Source organism: Anaerolinea thermophila, assembly GCF_020723905.1.
GTDB classification, from domain to species: Bacteria; Chloroflexota; Anaerolineae; order Anaerolineales; family Anaerolineaceae; genus Anaerolinea; species Anaerolinea thermophila_A.
The window spans coordinates 58,185-78,118 of record NZ_DYHZ01000001.1; the positions used below are offsets into that span (position 1 = coordinate 58,185).

19 protein-coding genes are annotated in these 19,934 nt (G+C 52.9%); 7 read left to right on the forward strand and 12 right to left on the reverse strand.

Annotation, left to right across the window (positions count from 1 at the left end; translation table 11 throughout):
* Positions 1-2 precede the first annotated feature (2 nt).
* From cdaA to LHF31_RS00280, 3 genes are read left to right on the forward strand one after another with little or no spacing between them, the layout of a single operon-like run.
* Entirely contained in the window at positions 3-875 is an 873-nt protein-coding gene (gene cdaA, locus LHF31_RS00270; protein WP_298008077.1) for a diadenylate cyclase CdaA, read from the forward strand.
* Entirely contained in the window at positions 872-2,125 is a 1,254-nt protein-coding gene (locus LHF31_RS00275) for a YbbR-like domain-containing protein (RefSeq protein WP_298008075.1), read from the forward strand. The genes cdaA and LHF31_RS00275 overlap by 4 nt, the downstream gene beginning before the upstream one ends.
* Before the next feature lie 19 nt (positions 2,126-2,144).
* The gene (locus LHF31_RS00280) at positions 2,145-3,062 is read left to right on the forward strand and encodes a hypothetical protein (RefSeq protein ID WP_298008073.1); all 918 of its coding nucleotides are present in this window, start codon (positions 2,145-2,147) and stop codon (positions 3,060-3,062) included.
* Here the strand turns inward: LHF31_RS00280 and LHF31_RS00285 are convergent.
* Positions 3,031-4,914, reverse strand: a complete 1,884-nt coding sequence (locus LHF31_RS00285; protein WP_298008071.1) for a U32 family peptidase — start codon at positions 4,912-4,914, stop codon at positions 3,031-3,033. The two genes, LHF31_RS00280 and LHF31_RS00285, sit on opposite strands and share 32 nt — an antisense overlap.
* Positions 4,908-5,981: a selenide, water dikinase SelD gene (gene selD / locus LHF31_RS00290; protein WP_298008069.1), complete on the reverse strand. Its 1,074-nt coding sequence runs from the start codon at positions 5,979-5,981 to the stop codon at positions 4,908-4,910. Before selD ends, LHF31_RS00285 begins: the two co-directional genes overlap by 7 nt.
* A gap of 77 nt (positions 5,982-6,058) precedes the next feature.
* Between selD and LHF31_RS00295 the strand changes: the two genes are divergently transcribed.
* Genes LHF31_RS00295 through LHF31_RS00305 form a run of 3 tightly spaced genes read left to right on the forward strand, consistent with a single transcriptional unit; the run spans position 6,059 to position 8,252 of the window.
* On the forward strand, positions 6,059-6,745 hold the full coding sequence (locus LHF31_RS00295) for a hypothetical protein (RefSeq protein WP_298008067.1): 687 nt from the start codon (positions 6,059-6,061) through the stop codon (positions 6,743-6,745).
* Entirely contained in the window at positions 6,742-7,515 is a 774-nt protein-coding gene (locus LHF31_RS00300) for a PIG-L deacetylase family protein (RefSeq protein WP_298008065.1), read from the forward strand. Before LHF31_RS00295 ends, LHF31_RS00300 begins: the two co-directional genes overlap by 4 nt.
* On the forward strand, positions 7,512-8,252 hold the full coding sequence (locus tag LHF31_RS00305; RefSeq protein ID WP_298008063.1) for a hypothetical protein: 741 nt from the start codon (positions 7,512-7,514) through the stop codon (positions 8,250-8,252). The genes LHF31_RS00300 and LHF31_RS00305 overlap by 4 nt, the downstream gene beginning before the upstream one ends.
* Here LHF31_RS00305 and dtd read toward each other — a convergent pair.
* On the reverse strand, positions 8,249-8,686 hold the full coding sequence (dtd, locus tag LHF31_RS00310; protein ID WP_298008061.1) for a D-aminoacyl-tRNA deacylase: 438 nt from the start codon (positions 8,684-8,686) through the stop codon (positions 8,249-8,251). The two genes, LHF31_RS00305 and dtd, sit on opposite strands and share 4 nt — an antisense overlap.
* Before the next feature lie 179 nt (positions 8,687-8,865).
* Between dtd and LHF31_RS00315 the strand changes: the two genes are divergently transcribed.
* Complete coding sequence (locus tag LHF31_RS00315; RefSeq protein ID WP_298008059.1) at positions 8,866-9,852, forward strand: hypothetical protein; 987 nt, start codon at positions 8,866-8,868, stop codon at positions 9,850-9,852.
* 68 nt (positions 9,853-9,920) lie between these two features.
* On the opposite strand, the gene LHF31_RS00320 is transcribed toward LHF31_RS00315, so the two are convergent.
* The 9 genes from LHF31_RS00320 to LHF31_RS00360 all read right to left on the reverse strand — a co-directional run bounded on the left by LHF31_RS00320 (position 9,921) and on the right by LHF31_RS00360 (position 19,896).
* Positions 9,921-11,033 carry a M23 family metallopeptidase gene (locus tag LHF31_RS00320; protein ID WP_303773103.1) on the reverse strand — a complete coding sequence of 371 codons (1,113 nt, stop codon included), beginning with the start codon at positions 11,031-11,033 and terminating at the stop codon, positions 9,921-9,923.
* Complete coding sequence (gene rho, locus LHF31_RS00325; RefSeq protein WP_303773104.1) at positions 11,030-12,307, reverse strand: transcription termination factor Rho; 1,278 nt, start codon at positions 12,305-12,307, stop codon at positions 11,030-11,032. Before rho ends, LHF31_RS00320 begins: the two co-directional genes overlap by 4 nt.
* Before the next feature lie 356 nt (positions 12,308-12,663).
* A complete protein-coding gene (locus LHF31_RS00330; RefSeq protein ID WP_298008055.1) occupies positions 12,664-14,298 on the reverse strand; it encodes a trypsin-like peptidase domain-containing protein in 1,635 nt (544 codons plus the stop codon).
* 22 nt (positions 14,299-14,320) lie between these two features.
* Entirely contained in the window at positions 14,321-14,494 is a 174-nt protein-coding gene (locus LHF31_RS00335; protein WP_298008053.1) for a hypothetical protein, read from the reverse strand.
* 156 nt (positions 14,495-14,650) lie between these two features.
* Positions 14,651-16,066 carry a cell wall metabolism sensor histidine kinase WalK gene (locus tag LHF31_RS00340; RefSeq protein ID WP_303773106.1) on the reverse strand — a complete coding sequence of 472 codons (1,416 nt, stop codon included), beginning with the start codon at positions 16,064-16,066 and terminating at the stop codon, positions 14,651-14,653.
* Positions 16,063-16,767 carry a response regulator transcription factor gene (locus LHF31_RS00345; RefSeq protein ID WP_298008049.1) on the reverse strand — a complete coding sequence of 235 codons (705 nt, stop codon included), beginning with the start codon at positions 16,765-16,767 and terminating at the stop codon, positions 16,063-16,065. The genes LHF31_RS00340 and LHF31_RS00345 overlap by 4 nt, the downstream gene beginning before the upstream one ends.
* 157 nt (positions 16,768-16,924) lie before the next feature.
* Positions 16,925-17,344: a hypothetical protein gene (locus tag LHF31_RS00350; protein WP_298008047.1), complete on the reverse strand. Its 420-nt coding sequence runs from the start codon at positions 17,342-17,344 to the stop codon at positions 16,925-16,927.
* Between the two features lie 4 nt (positions 17,345-17,348).
* Positions 17,349-18,962, reverse strand: a complete 1,614-nt coding sequence (locus LHF31_RS00355) for an NAD(P)/FAD-dependent oxidoreductase (protein WP_298008045.1) — start codon at positions 18,960-18,962, stop codon at positions 17,349-17,351.
* Positions 18,949-19,896: an SDR family NAD(P)-dependent oxidoreductase gene (locus LHF31_RS00360; protein ID WP_298008043.1), complete on the reverse strand. Its 948-nt coding sequence runs from the start codon at positions 19,894-19,896 to the stop codon at positions 18,949-18,951. The genes LHF31_RS00355 and LHF31_RS00360 overlap by 14 nt, the downstream gene beginning before the upstream one ends.
* Positions 19,897-19,934: the final 38 nt, after the last annotated feature.

Sequence of the window (19,934 nt, forward strand, 5' to 3'; positions counted from 1 at the left end):
CCGTGACCGACCTTCTGGATCAGATTTATTTTCTTATTGAGCGCCTCACCTGGATGAGCGTGCTGGATATTGCTCTGGTCACTCTGATTATCTTTGTGGTGTTAATCATGGTGCGCGAGACTCAGGCGCTCATCCTCTTGCGCGGGGTCATTCTGCTGGTCATCTTCCTCAGTTTGCTCACCAGTCTGGTAAATCTACCCGCCTTTTCCTGGTTGATCCGCACCATCATGCCTGCCCTGTTATTAGCCATTCCGGTCATCTTTGCGCCGGAGATCCGCCGTGGACTGGAACGTCTTGGGCGGGCCAGTTCTACGCCCATACTGGGAAAGGCACGCCCCTATCCCGGGTTAGAAGATACCATCCGCGCCATCGTCACCGCCGCCATCCGTCTATCCAATCGAGGACATGGTGCATTGATCGTCATTCAGCGCAACGACTCTCTGGAAGAATTCATCTCCACGGGCGTACGGCTCAATGCCCGCGTGACCCCTGAACTGCTATTGCAAATTTTCTACCCCAATACCCCTCTACACGATGGCGCCGCCATCATTGTGGATGATCAGATTGCCGCCGCCGCATGTGTCATGCCGTTATCCTCCAGTGGAATCCTGAACCGCTCCCCCGAACGTCAGATGGGATTGCGGCACCGCGCAGCACTGGGAATTTCTGAGGCGACTGATGCCATTGCTGTGGTGGTTTCAGAGGAAACCGGATTGATTTCTCTGGCGCACAACGGCAGAATGATCCGCCGGCTGGATAGCGAACGGTTGGAAAACATCCTGATGGCGTTTTACATGCCCTCTCAACCTGCACCGACTTTTCTGGACTGGATACGCGGCTTGCTGGGTCAAAACCGTCCTCGGGAGGAACGGTGAAACTCATACGGCAAATCCTGAAATACCTGCCCACTTTTTTCCTCTCGCTGGCTTTAGCCATCGCGGTGTGGATTTCTGCCGTCACTGCCAATGACCCTGTGGAAGTCCGTACCTATCCCTTCCCCATCACCATCGAATACGTCGGGCTGGATCCTGCCATGATTGTCAGCACGCAGGAGTCGCGCTCCCTCACCCTGCGACTCAGCGCTCCGCGTTCAGTATGGGAAAAACTCACTCAGGAACAGATCAACGTGAGAGGATTTATCTATCTGGCAGGACTTTCCTCTGGACAGTACACTCTTCCCGTCCAGGTTCAAATTGACAATGCCCCCGTGCGCATTGTTTCTTATTCTCCTCAAACCCTTTCAATCCAGTTAGACGAACTGGCTACCGTTACCCTACCCATCGGGATTGTACAGCGCGGCGAACCTGCAATTGGCTATGATGCAGGCATTCCGTCTCTCAGTGTGGATCGGGCGACCATTTCCGGCCCGAAATCGGTGGTGGAACGGGTAAAAACCCTGCGGGTGGTGATTGACCTGAACAAAGCCGTCGAGACGATCACTCGCAATTTAACGATCCAGGCTGTGGATGAAAACGGACTGCTGGTAAGCAACCTGACCATCTCCCCCGCTGAAGTCACCGTGGTGCAACCGATTACCCAAAGAGGCGGGTACCGCAATGTGGTAGTAAAGGTGGTCACGACTGGACAGGTCGCCAGCGGATACCGCCTCACCTCCCTCACGGTCTCCCCTCCGGCGGTGACAGTCTTTGCCAGCAACCCGGCGCTGGTGGAGAATCTACCCGGGTACGTGGAAACCAACCCGGTTGACCTGAGCGGGATTACCGATGATCTCGAGGTACGGGTAGCACTCAACCTGCCTGAAGGCATTACCGTTGTAGGGGATCAAACTGTCAGCGTGATTGTGGGTGTCTCCGCCATAGAAGGAAGTCTCACCTTGAGCGACCTTCCGGTAGAAATCATTAATCTCAACCCGGAATATTCGGCACAACTGGCGCCCCGGACAGCCACCATCATTCTCTCCGGTCCCCTCCCCACACTGGATAACCTGAAACCCGGAGAAGTTCGGGTGGTCATTGATCTGGAAGGGGTTACTCCCGGAACCTATAAACTGGTACCGCGGGTAGAAGTACTGGTGGAGTCTTTACGGGTTGAGTCGGTGTTACCGAATTCCATCGAGGTCATTATCACCCGGGGAACACCTACCCCGCGACCGCCCGGACGATAAAAGGGGGACCCTGCACCGCATGAAGCGCTTCATTCTCATCATCTGGGGGGGATTCCTGCTCACGGCTTGTGGTCTGGTGCCGGGGTTGCCTGCTCCAGCAGCGGCACAGGAGCCAACTCCAACACCCCTGCCCACCTCAGTTGCCCCTGCATTCCCAACAATTCCTGATCGTTCCTGTCTGCTGGCAACCCTTGATCCTGTGCGAACGAATCAGGAGCAGGGAAACCTGCTGGCATGGCATCCGGAAGAAAAAACGCTGGCATACGTCTCACCCAAAGGGCGTTCCATCTGGTTTACAGGGAGAGTCCTTCTGGCTCAAGAACCGAATTTTCAAAAACCCGAGGTGCTTTTTGAAAACATCAGCGTGTTCGGGGATTTAACCTGGTCACCCTCCGGAAATCAACTCGCATTTGTAGCCCTGCGCCTGCCCGAGGATGTGTACACCGTCATGGTGACCAACCTGGAAAACGGGCAAACTGTGGACTTGCTTCCGGGAGACCAAGCCACTGCCACATCTGGAAACGGCAGTAAAGGGATTATCGGATGGCTTTCAGAAAGCCAGATCCGCATCATTGCCTCCTGCGGCATAGACTGTGATGTCATGCTGGACATTGATATTCCCAGTGGCAGGGTCGTCCCATATGGGGAAACCATGCGCCACCAGACTGACCGGCTCTCTCCAACCCGTAAGACCATGCCCTTTGATGAAACGCTGTATCCTCCCATGCGATCTCCCAACTGGTCACCGGATGGAAAGAAAGTCATTTACTTCGATGATCTGGACCAGGCGTGGGTTCTCCTGACTGAAGAGAAGGCGCAATACCTTCTCGATATTGGATTGCAAACTCCCTACGAAAGCCACTGGGCAGGCGACAGCCGCACCCTGGCACTGCGTACAGACGACTTCATTTTTCTGTTTGATACGGAATGTCGCTAACGGTGCTTCCGTTGTCCCTGCCCTGATAAATCACTTCCATGACACATTCCTGACAGCGGAAGCGCAAAGTAAGACGGTTACCCAGTTCATCTTCCAGATATAGCGGTTCCTGGAGCCGCTTGGGATTCTTTTGCTTTGGGCAAGCCCCCAGCGCAAAGCGTAAACAAAAACGGGTGGTCATCACCTTTCGACCGCGAAGATCAATCCCGGACTCCGCGGCAGGCTCGATTTCTCGCACGCCATGACGAAGATAAAATGCCCGAGCCAGATGGTTCAGCACATTCCCCTCAAAAGATAGACGCTCAGATGGGAAAATTGCCCCTTCTTCCACCTGCCGCCGCGGGATACGCGGGAAGTTGCGCAACCGTTCCTGACGTAATTGCTCCACCACCTCACGGCGCAGAGCGTTAATGACCTGTACCGGCAGGAAAGGCACTGTCGAAAACCCCATCTGCACGCCTGCGCAGGAAAACTCACTCCCGCCAAGGCTGGCAATTTGCCGCCGGAAAGTTTCCATCATTCCGTCGGGTTTCAATGCTGGAGTCCTCTCGCCACGCCAGACAACTTCGGCACAGTTGCCATCCTCGTCCTCTGCGCGGAGCCAGATTCCCTGCGAGTCCTCTCGCAGGGTGAATTGAACGGCTATTTTGCGCTCTGTACGGCTTTTTTCCAGTTGCTGCAGGAAAACACGGTCATGGTTGCGGTACAGAAGCGTTCCGCGGCGGAGCGCCCCGGTATTTTCCAGCCAGAGTCGTTTCCCCTGCGCTTTCAAGACCACCATTCCCTGCAGGTTTCCACCCGAATCCAGAAAGCAAATGCCGTCACCGGCATGGACTTCGGGCGTGTTTTCTTCCAGCATACAACCATCCTTTGTCACCGCCACAACTTTACCAAGCGGCTCGCCAACCGATTTCGGAGTGAATGGCGATGCCATCTGCGGGTCTCGCCCTTTGAGAAAGTAGGTGGTAAATCCACGGTTGAAGGTCTTGCGCAAACTGGGAGAGAAATCAAAAGTACTTTTTCCTGAAGAGGCTTTGCTGAAAGTTTTTCCATCCAGCAGAGCATCCAGCCGCTGGCGGTAAGCGGCTACCACATTCATCACATAGGCGCGGTCTTTGAGACGCCCCTCAATTTTGAATGAGGTAATCCCCGCATCAAGCAAATCTTGAAGCGAGTCAGAGAGATTCAGGTCTTTCAGGGAGAGCAGGTAGCGATTTCGGACAATTGGCTGACCATCCGCTCCGTACAGGGTATACAGGCGTCGGCAGGGTTGAGCGCATTGACCTCGATTACCACTCCGACCGCCCAGTGCGTAACTGAGGTAGCACTGTCCGCTGTAACTCACGCACAACGCGCCATGCACAAACCCTTCCAGTTCCAGGCTGGTCTGGGCACGGATCTGGCGAATCTGCTCCAGAGAGAGTTCACGCGCCAGAATAACCCGCGAAAAACCAACCTGTTCCAGAAAGCGCACCCGTTCGGGAGTGTGATTGTGCATCTGGGTGCTGGCAAACAATGCCAGCGGTGGTAAATCCATCTCCAGTAAACCCACGTCCTGAATAATCAGGGCATCTGCACCGATTTCGTACAACTTCCAGATGAGATTGCGGGCTTCATCCAGTTCCTCATCGTACAGCAGGGTGTTCACCGTGACATACACCCGCGCCCAGTACCGATGAGCATAGGAAACCAGACGCTCAATGTCCTCCAGGGGATTTCCTGCCGCCTCGCGTGCCCCAAAACGTGTCGCGCCGATATAAACCGCATCCGCACCGCAATTAATCGCGGCAATACCAGTCTCGGCGTCCCGCGCCGGAGCAAGTAATTCCACCGGGGAAGGACGATTTACCATGTCACTTCAATGCCTGCACCCGGCACCACCTCACCCACTTCCCAGGCAGGAACATTCAACTTCTGGGCATCTTGCAGGAATGCTTCACTGCGATCCGGGGGTACAGCAAGGAGCAAACCACCACTGGTCTGGGGATCAAACAGCAACATTTGCTCATGTTCATCCAGACTGGGATCAAACTGAACCCATTGCCCGAAATACAGACGGTTATCGCTGGCGCCACCGGGGAAGATAAACTGGCGGGCATACTTATAAGCGCAGGAAATAAACGGAATCTGTGGATAGCGCAGGCGCATCCCCACACCAGATTCCTGCGCCATTTCCAGCGCATGTCCTAACAGACTGAAGCCGGTGATATCGGTGCCGGCTTTGAGGTCAAATTGCCGGGCAAGGTCTGCCGCCTGGCGGTTCAATTGCTTCATCCAGGTCACGGCTTCCTCGACATCCTGGGGGTCTGCCACACCGCGTTTCAAAGCCGTTGTCACCGTACCAAAACCCAGCGGTTTGGTCAATACCAGACGATCGCCAACCCGCGCGCCATGTTTGGTAAGAATCTTTTCGGGATGGACAAAACCCACAACCACCAGACCAAATTTGGGCTCTTTATCCTGCACGGTATGTCCGCCTGCCACCACCACTCCCGCCTCACGGGCTTTCTCTGCCGCGCCGCGGATAATTTCCCCCAGCAGTTCATGGGGTAACTGCGGGGGAAGCGCAGCAACGTTCAACGCGAGGAAAGGCTCTCCACCCATTGCATAGATGTCCGACAGGCTGTTGGCAGCAGCAATTGCCCCGTAATCGTAAGCATCATCTACAACCGGGGTGAAGAAGTCAGTCGTAATGACCAACGCACGATCATCAGACAGCCGCCAGATGGCAGCATCATCGGGCTGATCTAACCCAATCAGCAGATTGGGAAACTGTTGTGAAGCAAAGACATCCTTGAGAGGGCGCAACACGTGCGCCAGCGTTTCCGCATTCAGTTTGGATGCTCAGCCTGCACAACTGGATAGAGTCGTCAGCCGAATTTTTCGTCCGTTGGTGCCCAGAACTTCGCCTTCGCTCATAACACCTGGCCAGATTTCAATAATGATGAGTAAATTATAACCGTAATTTGACGTCAATTCAGCGTACAATTAAAACCATGGTCCCCATCGAGGCAGTTCTTCGCGAGATTCGTTATGACGGTCCTGGATCCATAGCCTGCCTGGAATGTCCCCGAAAACTGCACGCTCTACCGGGGCAATACTTCCTGGCAAACAGCACTGACGATGAAAGGGAGATCATCCCCTTTGCTCTCTATCCCACCACATGCACTGAAGACTGGCTGTGCCTGGCGCCCTGTCCTGCCCACTGGCAGGCAGGCGATCGCATCCTTCTTCGCGGTCCTTTTGGGAAAGCCTTCCACCTGCCCGCAGATACCCGTAAAGTGGCGCTGTTTGACTGGGATGGGCTGGCATCTTTACTGATGCCGCTCATTCATCAGGCGTTATACCAGCGCAGTGAGGTGGTTTTGTATACCCACACAACGCCCTCAAACCTGCCCCCTGAAGTGGAGGTCCTGCCCCCTGGGCAACTCTCTGAATCTTTTGGGTGGTGCGAAGTCCTTGCAGGCGTCTTATGCCGGGACTCTCTGAGAGACTTTTTCCAGATGACCGGCTGGAGGAACCATTTGCATCTCCCCAGTCATGCTGAAGTGCTGATTCATACTCCCATGCCCTGCGGGGGAACAGCAGAGTGCGGCATCTGCGCCATTTTACTAAAGCAGGGCTGGAAACTGGCTTGTAAGGAAGGTGCGGTATTTTCCATCCATGATCTGGAGGTTGAATGAACATTCTGGCTTTCTTTGCTCATCCGGATGATGAAACCATGCTGTGTGGAGGGACATTAGCCCTGTTAGCCCGTGCGGGCGCTCAGGTGCATTTGCTCATTGCCACCCGCGGCGAAGGCGGAGAAAACGGAGAACCGCCGGTTTGCTCCCGTGAAGAACTCGGCGAAGTCCGTGCAGAGGAAATGCGCTGTGCCGCAAAGCAATTAGGCGCCGCCAGTTTGCGTTTTCTTTCTTACATTGATCCTCTGGTAGGACCAGACAATACCCTCTATGCCTTTACCGAGGACGAAGAAACCCTCACCGCTGAACTGGTAGAAGCCCTCCAAGCCGTGCACGCGGAAGCGCTCATCAGTCATGGAAGCAACGGTGAGTACGGTCATCCCGCCCACCGGTTGTGTCATCGCGCGGCACGCAAAGCCATTGAAAGGCTGGGAACTCAAGCCCCGCTATTCTACACCATTCAGGCAACACATCCGGAACACCCCCGTGTCCGGCTTGCCAACCCAGAAGATCCCGCCCATTTGATTCTGGATACCCAAAGCGTGCATGACATAAAAGTTGCGGCGGCACTGTGTCACCGGACTCAGCATGCTCTGTTCATCCGCAATACCAGCCGTGAACTGGGACGTCCAGTCACTGTACCGGAAGTGATTCGCGACTGGGAGAGTCTGCATCGGGTGTATCCACCCGTCCACAGACTGCCAGTCGAGGACGAATTGACAAATCTTCTGCGGGCAACCGGTTCTGCCCGCGACCCCGTTGAGACATGAGGCGCCAGACATTATCCTTTCCTACCCCCTGGATGAACGCGGCAGGAACGCTGGGGTTTTTGCCTGCCAAAGGGTGGAGCCTGCCAGAAGAGCAGGGCGTTTTTGTCACCAATCCCATCTCCATGGCTCCACGAATGCCTGCCAGCCAGCGTACCGTGCTTTCCGACAGAGGAAGTCTGCTCATGCACAGCGGCTTACCCAACCCGGGATTGGTTTCTGCTCTGCGAAGATATGGGAAACGCTGGGAAAAAGCCCCTCTGCCGGTGTGGATCCATCTCATTCCCCAGTCCCCGGCAGAATGCCGTCAGATGATTCAACAGGTAGAGAATTACACAGCAGTCGATGCTATTGAAATTAGCCTGCCGCCTCACCTTTCTTTAGAGGACAAACAGGCATTTTTTCCTGCGCTGGACAGTGAATTGCCCATTATCCTTGCCCTGCCCCTGAACGAAGGTGAAAATTTTCCCATTCCGCTGGACCGCATCGACGCTGTCACGCTCACCACCCCACGCGGGTTGCTCCCCAGCCCCTCTGGTAGTTTACTAGAAGGCAGGTTGTACAGTTCCGCAATCTTTCCGATGATGGTATATGCGGTAAGGCGTCTTAATCAGCGCGGTGTTCCTGTGATCGTCGGAGCCGGTGTGTACCGGCGCATTCACGCCCGGCACCTGTTACAGGCAGGCGCGCTGGCAATTCAGTTTGATACCGTCCTCTGGAAAGGCTTTTTGAATGATTAAAGTTCCAGCAGGATGGTCACAGGACCATCATTGAGGATTTCCACCAGCATCTCAGCGCCAAACTCGCCCGTTTGAGTGGGAACCCCCTGCTCAGCCAGCGCCCGGGCAAAACAATTCACCAGCGGACGTGCCTTCTCCGGCAATGCCGCATCTGTAAATGAGGGCCGGCGCCCCTTGCGGGCATCTGCGTACAGGGTGAACTGGGAAACAACCAGCGCCTCACCGCCTATATCCCGCACCGATAGATTCATCTTGCCCTGCTCATCTTCAAAAATCCGCAGGAAAGCCACTTTTTCTGCCATCGCCCGGACGGTTTTTTCATCGTCCTGATGCCCAATGCCCGCCAGAATCACCAGACCTTTGCCAATCTGGGCAATTTTCCGTCCATCAACGGTTACGCTCCCTTGTTTTACCCGCTGTAAAACTGCCCGCATACTTTCCTCCAGGGATGAAACAAAGTAAACATGGATGGGCTTAATTTTACCCGAGCAATTCTCAGAAAATGCCGAAAAATCCGATTTCAGGTATACTGATTGCAACTCATGAACTTTAGGTAAAAGGAACTTATTCTTTGCAAAAACCGTCTTGGGAAAAGATTACAAGGAGAACATCCATGAAACGCTGGACCATATCCATCATTCTGCTGGTTACTTTCCTTCTGAGCGGGTGCGTGCTCCCTTCCAGCACGCCGCCCGCCGGTGAAAGCGTCAAACCCACTCTTTCGGACGTGGAGATGCAAACCCAGATCGCTCTGATGCTCACCACCATGCCCACTGCCACACCGGAACAGGTATCTGCGCCAACGGCAACTTTACCAGCGGTGATAACCGCCAGCAAACCTCAACCCACATCCATTCCAACCGCAACGCCTGTGTCTGAAGCGCCTACTCCCACCCCGCTTCCTCCTACTCCGACAGAACTTCCCACCCAGACAGCACCAACCCTTACGGCGACCCCGGCGGGTCCCACGCCTACCATTTCACCGGATGACCCCCGCAACCGGCTGGGTAGCCCTACAGACACTGATTCCATGGACGATTCGACCCGATGGAACTGGCCCACAGGAAGCAGCGAATTCACTTCCATTGAGTTTCGGAATGGACAGATGATTTTAACCGGTTTACAGACTAAACTGGGCTGGCGGATCGCCAATCCGCGCGGAGAAGCGTTCTCTAACCTGTATCTGGAAATGGTGGTGAAAGCCGATTCCTGCACGGGCAATAATCAATTCGGTATGATTGTCCGCGTTCCCGTACTGAAAGACGCCAATCAGGGGTATCTTTTCAGTATCCGCTGTGATGGGAAATATTCCTTACGAAAATGGGATGGTACTGTGGGAGAAAAAGGCACACTGACCCGGTTGAAGGACTGGACAACCAGCACCGCAATAAATACCGGCGCAAATGCCACCAACCGTCTGGGGTTAATGATGATTGGCAACCGCCTGATCATGTACATCAACGGTACGTTGCTGGGTGAAGTCAGTGATGACTCCTTCCTCAGCGGATATTTTGGCGTGTATGCGGCAAGCGGTTCCTCGGCAGAATCTTTCTCCATTGCCGTGGATGAGATGTCTTACTGGCTAAACCCGCAACCTTAATCCTGCAGAATGATGAAAAACAAGCCCCCGCCAGAAGCGGGGGCTTTGTTCCTTCAAAACATGCAACCTTATTGTAGATAATCCAGCGGGTTGACAAAAGCGCCCAGATAACGGATTTCAAAGTGCAGGTGCGGTCCGGTGGAATTACCAGTACTTCCCGCATAGGCGATAACCTGTCCCTTGCTGACGCCCTGTCCGCAGCGCACCAGCAACTGACTGTTGTGGGCATACAGGGTATGGAATCCGTTCCCGTGGTCAATCATCACCATCAAGCCATACCCTCCACCAATAGGACCGGAATACACCACTACCCCGCTGTCGGCGGCATAGATGGGCGCTCCCTGGGCAGCGGCAATATCAATCCCCAGATGCCCGGACCAGAACGTGTTACCGGAGATGGAATGATTGTCAGCGGGCCACATAAAGTATCCTGTTCCATATACATTGACTCCGCTGGTGTCACAGGCGGCGTTGACGGTCTTGTTTGCGCCGGAATTCGCGCGCCAGATGGTTGGCACCACCCACGAACGCATTTCCCGCTGACCGTTGGGAATCATGACCGGTTTACCGGCAACCAGTTTAGGGTCAGCAACATCAATGCGATTAGCGGGCCAGGAAATGATATCTTCTGGAGTGGCTTTGAATTTTCTGGCAACTTCTTCAATGGTTTCTCCAGGTTTTGGCTCGTACAAGACACCATCCACTGCCGGGATGATGAGTTCCTGCCCAATTGAGAGCATATTTGGATTATCGTTCAGCAGGTTGTAGTTTGCCCAAAGCACCGTCTCCGGTTTCAAGTTGAACTGTTTGGCAATGCTGAAAACCGAATCTCCCGCCTGCACCACGTATTTTTGCGGCTCAGTGCGGGGACGAGACGGCACCAGCGTATCCAGTTCTGTTACCCGGGAAACAGACACCGGTTGACGAAAAGTCAAATCCGGTAACGCGGCTTCCGACTGGGAACCAGCGGGCAGAACCTTTGCCAGGTCCATTTGACGGTCTGCGCTGGTACGAGCCGCTTCCACAACACCCACTTTGAGTAAAACGACATAACCCAGCCACGCCACCATCAGTACAGCCAGGATCCAGGATAACCAGTAAGTAAACCCCAGACGAGAAGGATTTTCCTTTTCCGGAGTTTCCGGCAAGGAAGAAACAGAACCTGTCATTTTATGAATCATAGATCCTCGGTCAGAGTCTCCAGGAATTCCATGTTATTGCGCGTTTTGATCATGCGCTGTAAGATGGCTTCCGTTGCCACAGCAGGATCCATTCCCGCCCCCTGAGGAGGATTGCCAATCATTTGCAGATACATGCGGCGCATCAGCCAGACCCGCTGGAGTTCATCGGGACTGAGCAACAAATCTTCACGGCGGGTCGAGGATCGTTCGATATCCAGGGCAGGGAAAATGCGCCGTTCTTGCAGACGCCGCGAGAGGTGCAGTTCCATGTTACCGGTACCTTTAAACTCCTCGTACACGACATCATCCAGACGGGAACCGGTGTCCACCAGGGCAGTTGCAATGATGGTCAACGAACCGCCTTCCTCAAGGTTGCGCGCCGCGCCAAAGAAACGCTTGGGAGGATACAACGCAGATGGATCCATACCCCCGGAGAGCGTGCGCCCGGATGGGGTGACGACAAGGTTGTAAGCCCGCGCCAGCCGGGTAAGCGAGTCCATCAAAATCACCACATCACGCCCGGTTTCGACCAGGCGTTTGGCGCGCTCCAGCGCAATTTCGGCGGCGCGCACGTGACTGGTCACCGGTTCATCGAAGGTAGAAGCAATCACTTCGCCATCTACAGAACGATCCATGTCGGTGACCTCTTCAGGACGCTCACCGATCAAGGTAATCATCAAATGCACTTCCGGATAGTTCTTAGAAATGGCGTTGGCTACCTGCTTCAAAATGGTGGTCTTGCCGGCTTTCGGGGGAGAGACAATCATCCCGCGCTGACCACGTCCAATGGGAGCGATGAGGTTTATCAAGCGGGTCGCCAGGATATTGCGGTCTGTTTCCAGGTCATAGCGCTTGTCGGGGAAAATAGGGGTCAAATTCTCAAAATTTGGACGACGGCGGGCTTCTTCAGCGGGCAAACCATTAATGCTTTCTACTTTGACCAGCCCGTAATGCCGTTCGCCTTCCCGCGGGGGACGTACATGCCCGATAACCAGATCACCGCTACGCAATTCGTACCGGCGCAACTGAGCCTGAGAGACATAGACATCATCAGGACCCACCCGGTAATCACTGCGAAGGAATCCAATGCCTTCGTTCATGATTTCAAGAATGCCCCCACGAACTTCCAAGCCTTCCCGCTCGGCTTCAGCCTGTCGAATTTTAATCAACAGCATTTCCTTTTTGAGACGGTTGGCATTAGGAATATTCAACTCCTCCCCCAACTGTCTCAGCCTGGACAGGGGTTCTTTTTCCAATTCAAGGATATTCATCATAGTTGACGATTGTACTGAACTCCGTTCGATGAGGTTTTAACAGGCGTTTCGACCTGCCAGCGCAGGAAGAGAGGTTGAATTGTCAGGATGGTTCGGGATCAGCGCAGGCTCCTGCCCCCCAATAACCGACAGGGAATGCCTTCAACGAAGTAAAGAAGAAATACTTTGCTCTGAGCGCATTATAGCAAGGATTTATCATTCGCGCAAGTTCCGAAACCACCAAAATTGTACCAATGAGAGGTTTTATGCCAGAAAAAGCCTTTTTTTTCACTGTTGAAAGTTTTTAAGTTGCCGCCCCCCTCCACCGGAAAGAGAGGGGCGGCTTTCTCAGGAGGAGACAGAAACCCTGTAACTGGTTATGGACGAGCCTCCAAAGTGACTTCTACTGTGCGCTCTCGACCGTTACGCAGGATAGTCACATTGACCACATCACCCGGCGAGTGTTGCGCCAGCACATCCTGCAAATCTTTCAAACTGGTTATGGCTTGATCGTCAATGGCAAGGATGACATCTCCGCCTGCCAGCACCATCCGCCCATTGATGGACACCGGGCGGGTTCCGCCCCGCAAACCGGCTTTATCTGCCGGGCTGTCTGCCTGCACGCGCTGGATAAGGATACCCGTGGTGTCTTTAGGCAGTTTCAACCCCTCAACCAGGGCTTCATCCAGCACAATGCCGGTAATGCCCAGATAGACTTCGCCAGAAGCGGCACGGGCGCGGCTGCTACCAGACGGACGAGCCTCCAGAGTCACCGAGATGGTCTTTTCCTTCCCATCACGCAGGATGGTGATGTCCACCGTATCGCCAACGCTGGCTTTTGTTGCGAGGTACGCAATCACATCCTCGATGGTCTGGGTAGGCTCACCGTTGATGGCAGTGATGACATCTCCACCCACCATGGCAGTAATGCCATCCAGTTCCACCCTCTCTTTACTCCCGCGTAAGCCGGCTTTATCAGCAGGGCTATCCGGGGTAACGTCAATAATCAACGCACCACGTTGCTCTGGATCCAGATCCATGGCTCTGGCTATGGATGGGGTGAGCGAAGTGCCGGTAATACCCAGCCAGGCATGTTCATATTTACCATTTGCAATCAAAGAAGGCACAACCTTGCTGACAATTACGGAAGGGATGACGAAACCAATACCTGCGTTGGAACGCGTGGTGGATTCAATCGCCGCGGTTACTCCCAGTACATTGCCCTGCGCATCCACCAGCACGCCGCCCGAGTTCCCCGGGTTAATCGGCGCATCGGTCTGAATAACTTCAGGGATGGAATAGCGTGTTTCCCCGGCGGGCAGAGTTCGCCCTGTAGCGCTGACAATACCTGCCGTCATGGTGTTGGACAAACCAAAGGGATTCCCAATGGCAATGGCTAACTGTCCAACCCGTACCTGTGACGAATCCGCCAGCGTGACCGGTACAAGCCTATTCGCAGAAACGTCCACCTTGATGACCGCAAGGTCGGTGTACGGATCAGCGCCCACCAGTTCAGCGGGGACGGTGTAACCATCGGAGAAGGTTACCTCGATTTTATCCGCCCCCTCCACAACGTGATTGTTGGTAACGATGTGCCCTTCTTGATCCCAGACAAAACCAGAACCCAGCCCTTCCTGAATTTGCGGCGTATCGGGCAAATCACTGAAGGGATCAAAGAAAAACGGGAAATCCGGGAACGAGTGCGGCACCACCGAAACCTCGGTGACCACACGAATACTGACCACTGAAGGATTGACCTTCTGGTACACCTGTTCGAGAGTGCCTTCATAGGCAGCCAGCACTCCACTTGCCCCGGGAGCCACTGCAACAGGTGTGGGGACAGTCTCCTGGGCAAGCGGCGTGGCTTCCTCCGTTTTTGAGGCTTGATTCCCGGTTTTCACGAAGGGAAGGGAATCCACAATTGAAGGAAAAGCATTACACGCTGTTAACGAGAAAACGACCAGGAGAATCAGACCCGTTTTGAAGATTGAACGCCATGATATCTTATCCATAAGCCCTCCTGTAAAGATGGGATTATCGGAAGAACCAGCCAAACACATAGAGCAGGAATGCTCCAAACGCCAGTCCCGCCAGCAGGACGGAGAACAACAGCCAGATCCCTTCCCGTATGCCGCGGAGCCACATGCGGGGACGCCACCATCTCCATCCATACCGCGGGATTCTCCTCCAGAACATCCGGCGCATCATCGTTTCTCACTCCTTTCTGGTTTTTCCAGTTCTGAATATACCGATAGATGAAACATCCGTCTTTAAGAGCCCCTCAAGTTAACCTTATGGTTTCCTTAAGAAAAACTCCCCCAAACGGTATCGTCTGGGGGAAAGAGACAAACCGGAGCAGATGCTTTATTCCTGAAGAGGCAACACAATGGTAAAGGTACTGCCTTCACCTACCTTGCTTTCCACCTCAATCCGCCCACCGTGGGCTTTCACCACGTCCCGGGCAATGCTCAACCCCAAGCCCATGCCTTCTACAAAGCGTTTACCCTGCGTGCCGCGATAAAAGGGTGTAAAAATCTTTTCTAATTCATCAGCCGGAATGCCAGCCCCTGTATCCCGCACAGAAATACGAACTTCGTCCCGGGTTCGAGACACTTCAAAACGAATTTGACCGCCAGCAGGGGTAAATTTGACCGCGTTACTCAGCAAATTCCCCACTGCCTGTCCCATCCGCACAGGATCAATGGAGAGCGGGGGTAAGTCCTCGGGGATAATGGTTTCCCATTGAATCCCCTGTTCTGCCGCATTCACCTGCCATGGAGCAATCAGTTCACTGAGCCACATCCTGAGATCCAGCGGTTTCCTCTCCAGTTCCAGATCTCCGAGCACCTGATCATACAGGTGGGCCAGTTCACTTAAGAGGCTTTGCAGACGTACCAGTTCACCCTCCATCCCATTCAATAACTCTCCCGCCAGGGCTGTGTCATTCACCGCCCCGTTGAGCAAGGCTTGAACCGCCGAGCGCAAAGCCCCTAAAGGACGTCCCAACTCATGCACCAGGTTTGCCAGCAGTTGACGGCGGGCTTGTTCCAGATTTTTCAGACGCTCCGCCAGCACATTCACCGCTTCTACAAGCATGCGGATTTCCTGAGGTCCTCCCATGGGCACGGCTTCGGATGGCTCTCCCTGCGCCAGTTGCCTGACTGCCCGGGTAGCACGACTGAGGGGGCGTTCCAAGCCAACCGCCAGTCTCCAACCGAGCAGGGCACCCACCGCCAATCCCAGCAAAAGGACTCCAGCAATCAGCAGACGTTGTTGCACGAACTGAGCACCAATATCCTCAAACAGATAAGTGATGCGAACCACCCCGATAACTACCCCAAACTGCGTGTCATACACGGGTTCCCATAAATCCAGGGCTTCCCCCCGCAATTGGCGGTTGTAATACACTTTTTGAACGATTTTTCCCTGTTGTGCTTCTTGCAGGGCAGGGTGAATCAGAAAATCAGTCAAATTCTTTAAATCCGCCGGATCGGTAGATGCCAGCAGGCGTCCGCTGGCGCTGAAGAGCATCACCCGCGCCGACAGACGCGGACTGACCTGTGCCAGAATAGTCTGAGCATAGAGAGGGTCGCTCCAGATGCGCAGTTGATCGCGGGTAATTTCCGCGACCAGCGCGGCATTCCCTGAATAGGCTTTAAGCAAACCGGGCAAAAGCACACGGGTTTCCAAAAAATAAATCAGGGCAATGCCAATCAACGGAACGACAATCAAGATGGGGAGCAAATGGCTGAGAATCATGCGAGAGCGTAAAGTTTTCATGATTCCTCCCCTGTTGCCAGTTTATAGCCTACCCCTCTGACAGTCAGAATATAACGCGGGTTTTGAGGATCGTCTTCAATTTTTTCCCGCAACCACCGGATATGGACGTACAGCACCTGTGGTTCGCCGATAAACTCTGCTCCCCAAACCCGTGCCAGAAGTTCATCGGATGGAATCACCTTGCCAGCATCCAGCGCCAGCGTGTAGAGCAAGTCAAACTCACGGGGAGAAAGATCAATGGCTCTGCCGGCACGGTGAACAGAATGACCCGCCGGATCAATTCTCAAATCACCAATTTGAATGGGGTGCGGTTCGACAGATCTTCGTTCCTCGCTACCAGAAACCCGCCGAAGTACGGCTTTAATCCTCGCCAGCAGGACGTTAAAATCGAAAGGCTTGGTAATGTAATCATCTGCACCCAGTTCCAGACCCAGCACCTGATCCAGTTCCCGGCGGCGGGCAGTGACAAAAATAACCGGCGCTTTGATGTCTTCGCGAAAACGACGCAGGGCATCCAACCCATCCATACCCGGAAGGTTGATATCGAGCAACACCAGATCAGGAGGAGTGCGTCTTGCCAGCGCCAATCCATCTTCAGCAGATGCCGCGGTAAGAACCTGAAATCCCGCCTGCTCCAGATTGAATCCCAGACTGCGGCGCATGAGCGCATCGTCATCAATTAACAGGATGTTCTTGCTCATACGATGTATCTTATGACGAGTGGCGTAAATCGTCAACATGCCCGGGTCAGCGAACGGATTGGGGAATGACTTAGCCCGTCCGCGTCAACGGTGAGAAATGGATCAGCGCAATCGTCTCTGGATTGAATGCCCCCAAAAGGGGGGTGAAAGGAGAAGGTTATACCACCGCTGCCAGAACAAACAAAACGATCAAAGAAAAGATCATCAGCCCCAGTCTGACGGAGTAATTCCGGGGTTCAATTTGTCCATTGCGATCCATTTTTCGGATGAGCGGGAACAGACGCCAGTAGAAGGTCAGTGTCGCTACTGCAAGCGCAAGCAGGCTGAAGCGCTGGAGGACAGGATCTCCCAACAGAGCAATTCCGATCAACAAAAAAATGAAGATAAGTTTAACCCCGGCTACCCAGTAAACCAGATACTGGATAAAATCGTGCATTTCCGGAACCTGCCTGGATTTTTCCCATGCAGAGAACACCCCTACTGCATTGGCTCTTTTCGACCCGGGGAAGAAATACAGTGCCAGCACATTGGACATTTCTAAAAGCACAAAAACGAAAATGACAATTCTGGCGATCAATGAATTACCCCTTTTTTGCTCTGGAAGATTTGATGATGCTTTGCGTGGCATACCACCCTGTCAGCATGGCAATGGGAACACCCGCCGGAGAATATGCCCACTGTCCTGCCTGATACACATTCGGAAGAGGGGTCAGCACCGATTTAGGAATATCTTGCAGGGTATGCACCACAGGCGGAAGCGTCTCAAACGACCAGCCTGTAATGGCGCCTTCAGAACTTCCGGCGATTTTTTGAATGGTAAGCGGAGTGGCAGAAAACTTAAAGAGAATATCCTGAGCAATATCCGGATAAATTGATTCTGAAAGAATGCGAATCGTCAGATTTTCACAGGTTTCTTTAAATTCCTCATACCAGCCGGCGCTTTCCACCTTCTTGAGAATCTGGTAATCGAACAGACAACTCACCATGACGCCGGTTTTTCCTTCCGGGGCGAGGGTGGCATCTCGCAAAGCCGGGACCGAAATTTCATAGGTATTCAATCGTAAAAATTTTTCCAGCCAGGCAAGGACTTCCTCTTTCGATTTCTGCTCGAAATCCTGCAAAAGGCAAATCCTTTCTTCCTGATTGGTCGTCCCCAGACCCTGCCGGGATGGCGTATAGAACAGGTGCTCTCCGCCGCGCTGCTGGAAATAAGCAGGCGGGCGGTCAACCCCCAGGTACAGGATAAAGACCGATTCAGCCCCTCTGGAAGCAAGTTTTCGTTGAGATTCGCTGTGAATTCTGGCCGTGGTTTCTTTGTCCAGATGGACTGGATTCAAACTGCGGTACATCGTTTTTAAATCTGCTGCCCAGATCAAATCATCATAGGGATATACATTTCCCCGGGAGTCCACCACTTTTGATTCAGCCGGAAGAATTTCCACAATGTGAGTATTGAGTTTAATCTTTCCGCCCCACTCGAGGACTTTCTCTTCCAGGAGACGGCTCAAAGCCCCGGTCCCGCCCTTTGGATAGAAATAATCCAGGTAAACATAAAAATATCCCAGGGCGAAATGGGTGGGTGTTTTTCTAAAAAAGTGTTGAATCAGGATGTCAATCAACGAGGAGTTGGATGTCAGACTCTGGAGAAAGTCCTCCATCGGCTGGTTGTATTGATTGAGTTTTGCAAGCGCATATAAAAACTTAAATGTCCAGGGAATCAATTTCCTGAAGATAAAGGCTTTATTCCGCTTGAGATCGACAAAATTTGGATTGTCAAATTCGTATAAAACTCTAGTATAGGCAGAGATTTGCGAGATGGTGGCAATGATTTTTTGAATATCCTCTTTGTTCTCCGGATAGAGATGGAACAGGATGCGTTGATATTCCTGTAAATCATCCATCGAGCGAATGGAGAGCAACTGATCCTCAATGCCAATGGAAATCCTGTTTTTCAGAAACTCCCATTCAATTCCCAAATCTTTGAGCATGGGCTTGATGATCCCCGAATTGACAAATGCCCTTGGACCGGAGTCAAAGAAGAAACCCTGACTTTCAAAAGTGCCCACCAGTCCCCCCACGTGGTCATTTTTTTCCAGCAACAACACATCCATGTTTTTGCGGGCTAAATACGCCGCTGCGGTCAAACCCGCCATGCCAGCGCCCACAATGACCACTTTCCTCTTACCTCTCTCCATCCAGACCTCCCAGTTCCATACTGATTTTCCATAATTTCCTGGCAGCATTTTTATCCAGCGCAGGAGGAGCAGGCTCTTCCATAGTTGTCAGGTTAAAAAATTTTCCGGAAATGTTTTCTACCTCTGAGGAAACCCCCAGATAGTAAAGAGACTCTGAGGCAATTTCAATCGGGCGGGCAAAGGGATCAATGAATAACGCCTTGAAGAGTTTATAAAGCCATCCATTGTTTTGGCCACTGTTTGTCTTTACATTGCCGGGGTGCATTGCATTGATGGTCACCCCTGTTCCCTGAAAGTACTCATCGAACACAAGCATGGAAAGCAACTGTGCCAGTTTTGCCGCACCATAACTCTTCAAGCCCGAATAACGGCGTTTGTTCCAGAATAAATCGTCAAAATCCAGCCCGGAAACGGCAAACCGATAGGCTTCAGAATTGACAAAAATAATGCGGCCATGGTTTTGCGACCTGAACTGTTCCAGTAAGGTGTAATTCAAAATAAAGGTGCTCAGGTAATTGGTCTGAAAGACCGCTTCCATGCCATCTTCGGTGAATCTCTTCTTGGTCAAATAAATCCCCGCATTATGGATGAGCACATCAATATTTTTTTCAAGGGCGGCTAACTGCCTGGCAATTGCATGGGTATCGGACAATCGGGAAAAATCCCCAATGAGATAAGAACAATTAACCTGAAATTCACGGCTCAGTTCATCGCAAATTTCTGCCGATCTTTTTTCATTCCGATTAATCAGCACCAAATCTGCGCCGTGAGAGGCATATTTTCTGGCAGTGGCATACCCAATTCCTGAAGTCGCTCCCGTAATCACCACCAGACGATGAGGAAAATCATCCGTACAAATTTTAGGATCTAAACCCAGGTTGTGAATCATGGCAAAGACGTTTGACCATTTATATTCTTTCCTGTACGGATTCATCCCACCTCCCAATTATCTCTATTAAAGGGTTTTCCACT

Excerpts from the sequence above, each read along its gene's own strand:
- LHF31_RS00280 (WP_298008073.1), top strand. The coding sequence starts at position 2,145 with ATGAAGCGCTTCATTCTCATCATCTGGGGGGGATTCCTGCTCACGGCT.
- LHF31_RS00285 (WP_298008071.1), bottom strand. The coding sequence starts at position 4,914 with ATGGTAAATCGTCCTTCCCCGGTGGAATTACTTGCTCCGGCGCGGGAC.
- LHF31_RS00295 (WP_298008067.1), top strand. The coding sequence starts at position 6,059 with ATGGTCCCCATCGAGGCAGTTCTTCGCGAGATTCGTTATGACGGTCCT.
- LHF31_RS00300 (WP_298008065.1), top strand. The coding sequence starts at position 6,742 with ATGAACATTCTGGCTTTCTTTGCTCATCCGGATGATGAAACCATGCTG.
- LHF31_RS00305 (WP_298008063.1), top strand. The coding sequence starts at position 7,512 with ATGAGGCGCCAGACATTATCCTTTCCTACCCCCTGGATGAACGCGGCA.
- dtd (WP_298008061.1), bottom strand. The coding sequence starts at position 8,686 with ATGCGGGCAGTTTTACAGCGGGTAAAACAAGGGAGCGTAACCGTTGAT.
- LHF31_RS00315 (WP_298008059.1), top strand. The coding sequence starts at position 8,866 with ATGAAACGCTGGACCATATCCATCATTCTGCTGGTTACTTTCCTTCTG.
- LHF31_RS00320 (WP_303773103.1), bottom strand. The coding sequence starts at position 11,033 with ATGATTCATAAAATGACAGGTTCTGTTTCTTCCTTGCCGGAAACTCCG.
- rho (WP_303773104.1), bottom strand. The coding sequence starts at position 12,307 with ATGATGAATATCCTTGAATTGGAAAAAGAACCCCTGTCCAGGCTGAGA.
- LHF31_RS00330 (WP_298008055.1), bottom strand. The coding sequence starts at position 14,298 with ATGGATAAGATATCATGGCGTTCAATCTTCAAAACGGGTCTGATTCTC.
- LHF31_RS00335 (WP_298008053.1), bottom strand. The coding sequence starts at position 14,494 with ATGATGCGCCGGATGTTCTGGAGGAGAATCCCGCGGTATGGATGGAGA.
- LHF31_RS00340 (WP_303773106.1), bottom strand. The coding sequence starts at position 16,066 with ATGAAAACTTTACGCTCTCGCATGATTCTCAGCCATTTGCTCCCCATC.
- LHF31_RS00345 (WP_298008049.1), bottom strand. The coding sequence starts at position 16,767 with ATGAGCAAGAACATCCTGTTAATTGATGACGATGCGCTCATGCGCCGC.
- LHF31_RS00355 (WP_298008045.1), bottom strand. The coding sequence starts at position 18,962 with ATGGAGAGAGGTAAGAGGAAAGTGGTCATTGTGGGCGCTGGCATGGCG.
- LHF31_RS00360 (WP_298008043.1), bottom strand. The coding sequence starts at position 19,896 with ATGAATCCGTACAGGAAAGAATATAAATGGTCAAACGTCTTTGCCATG.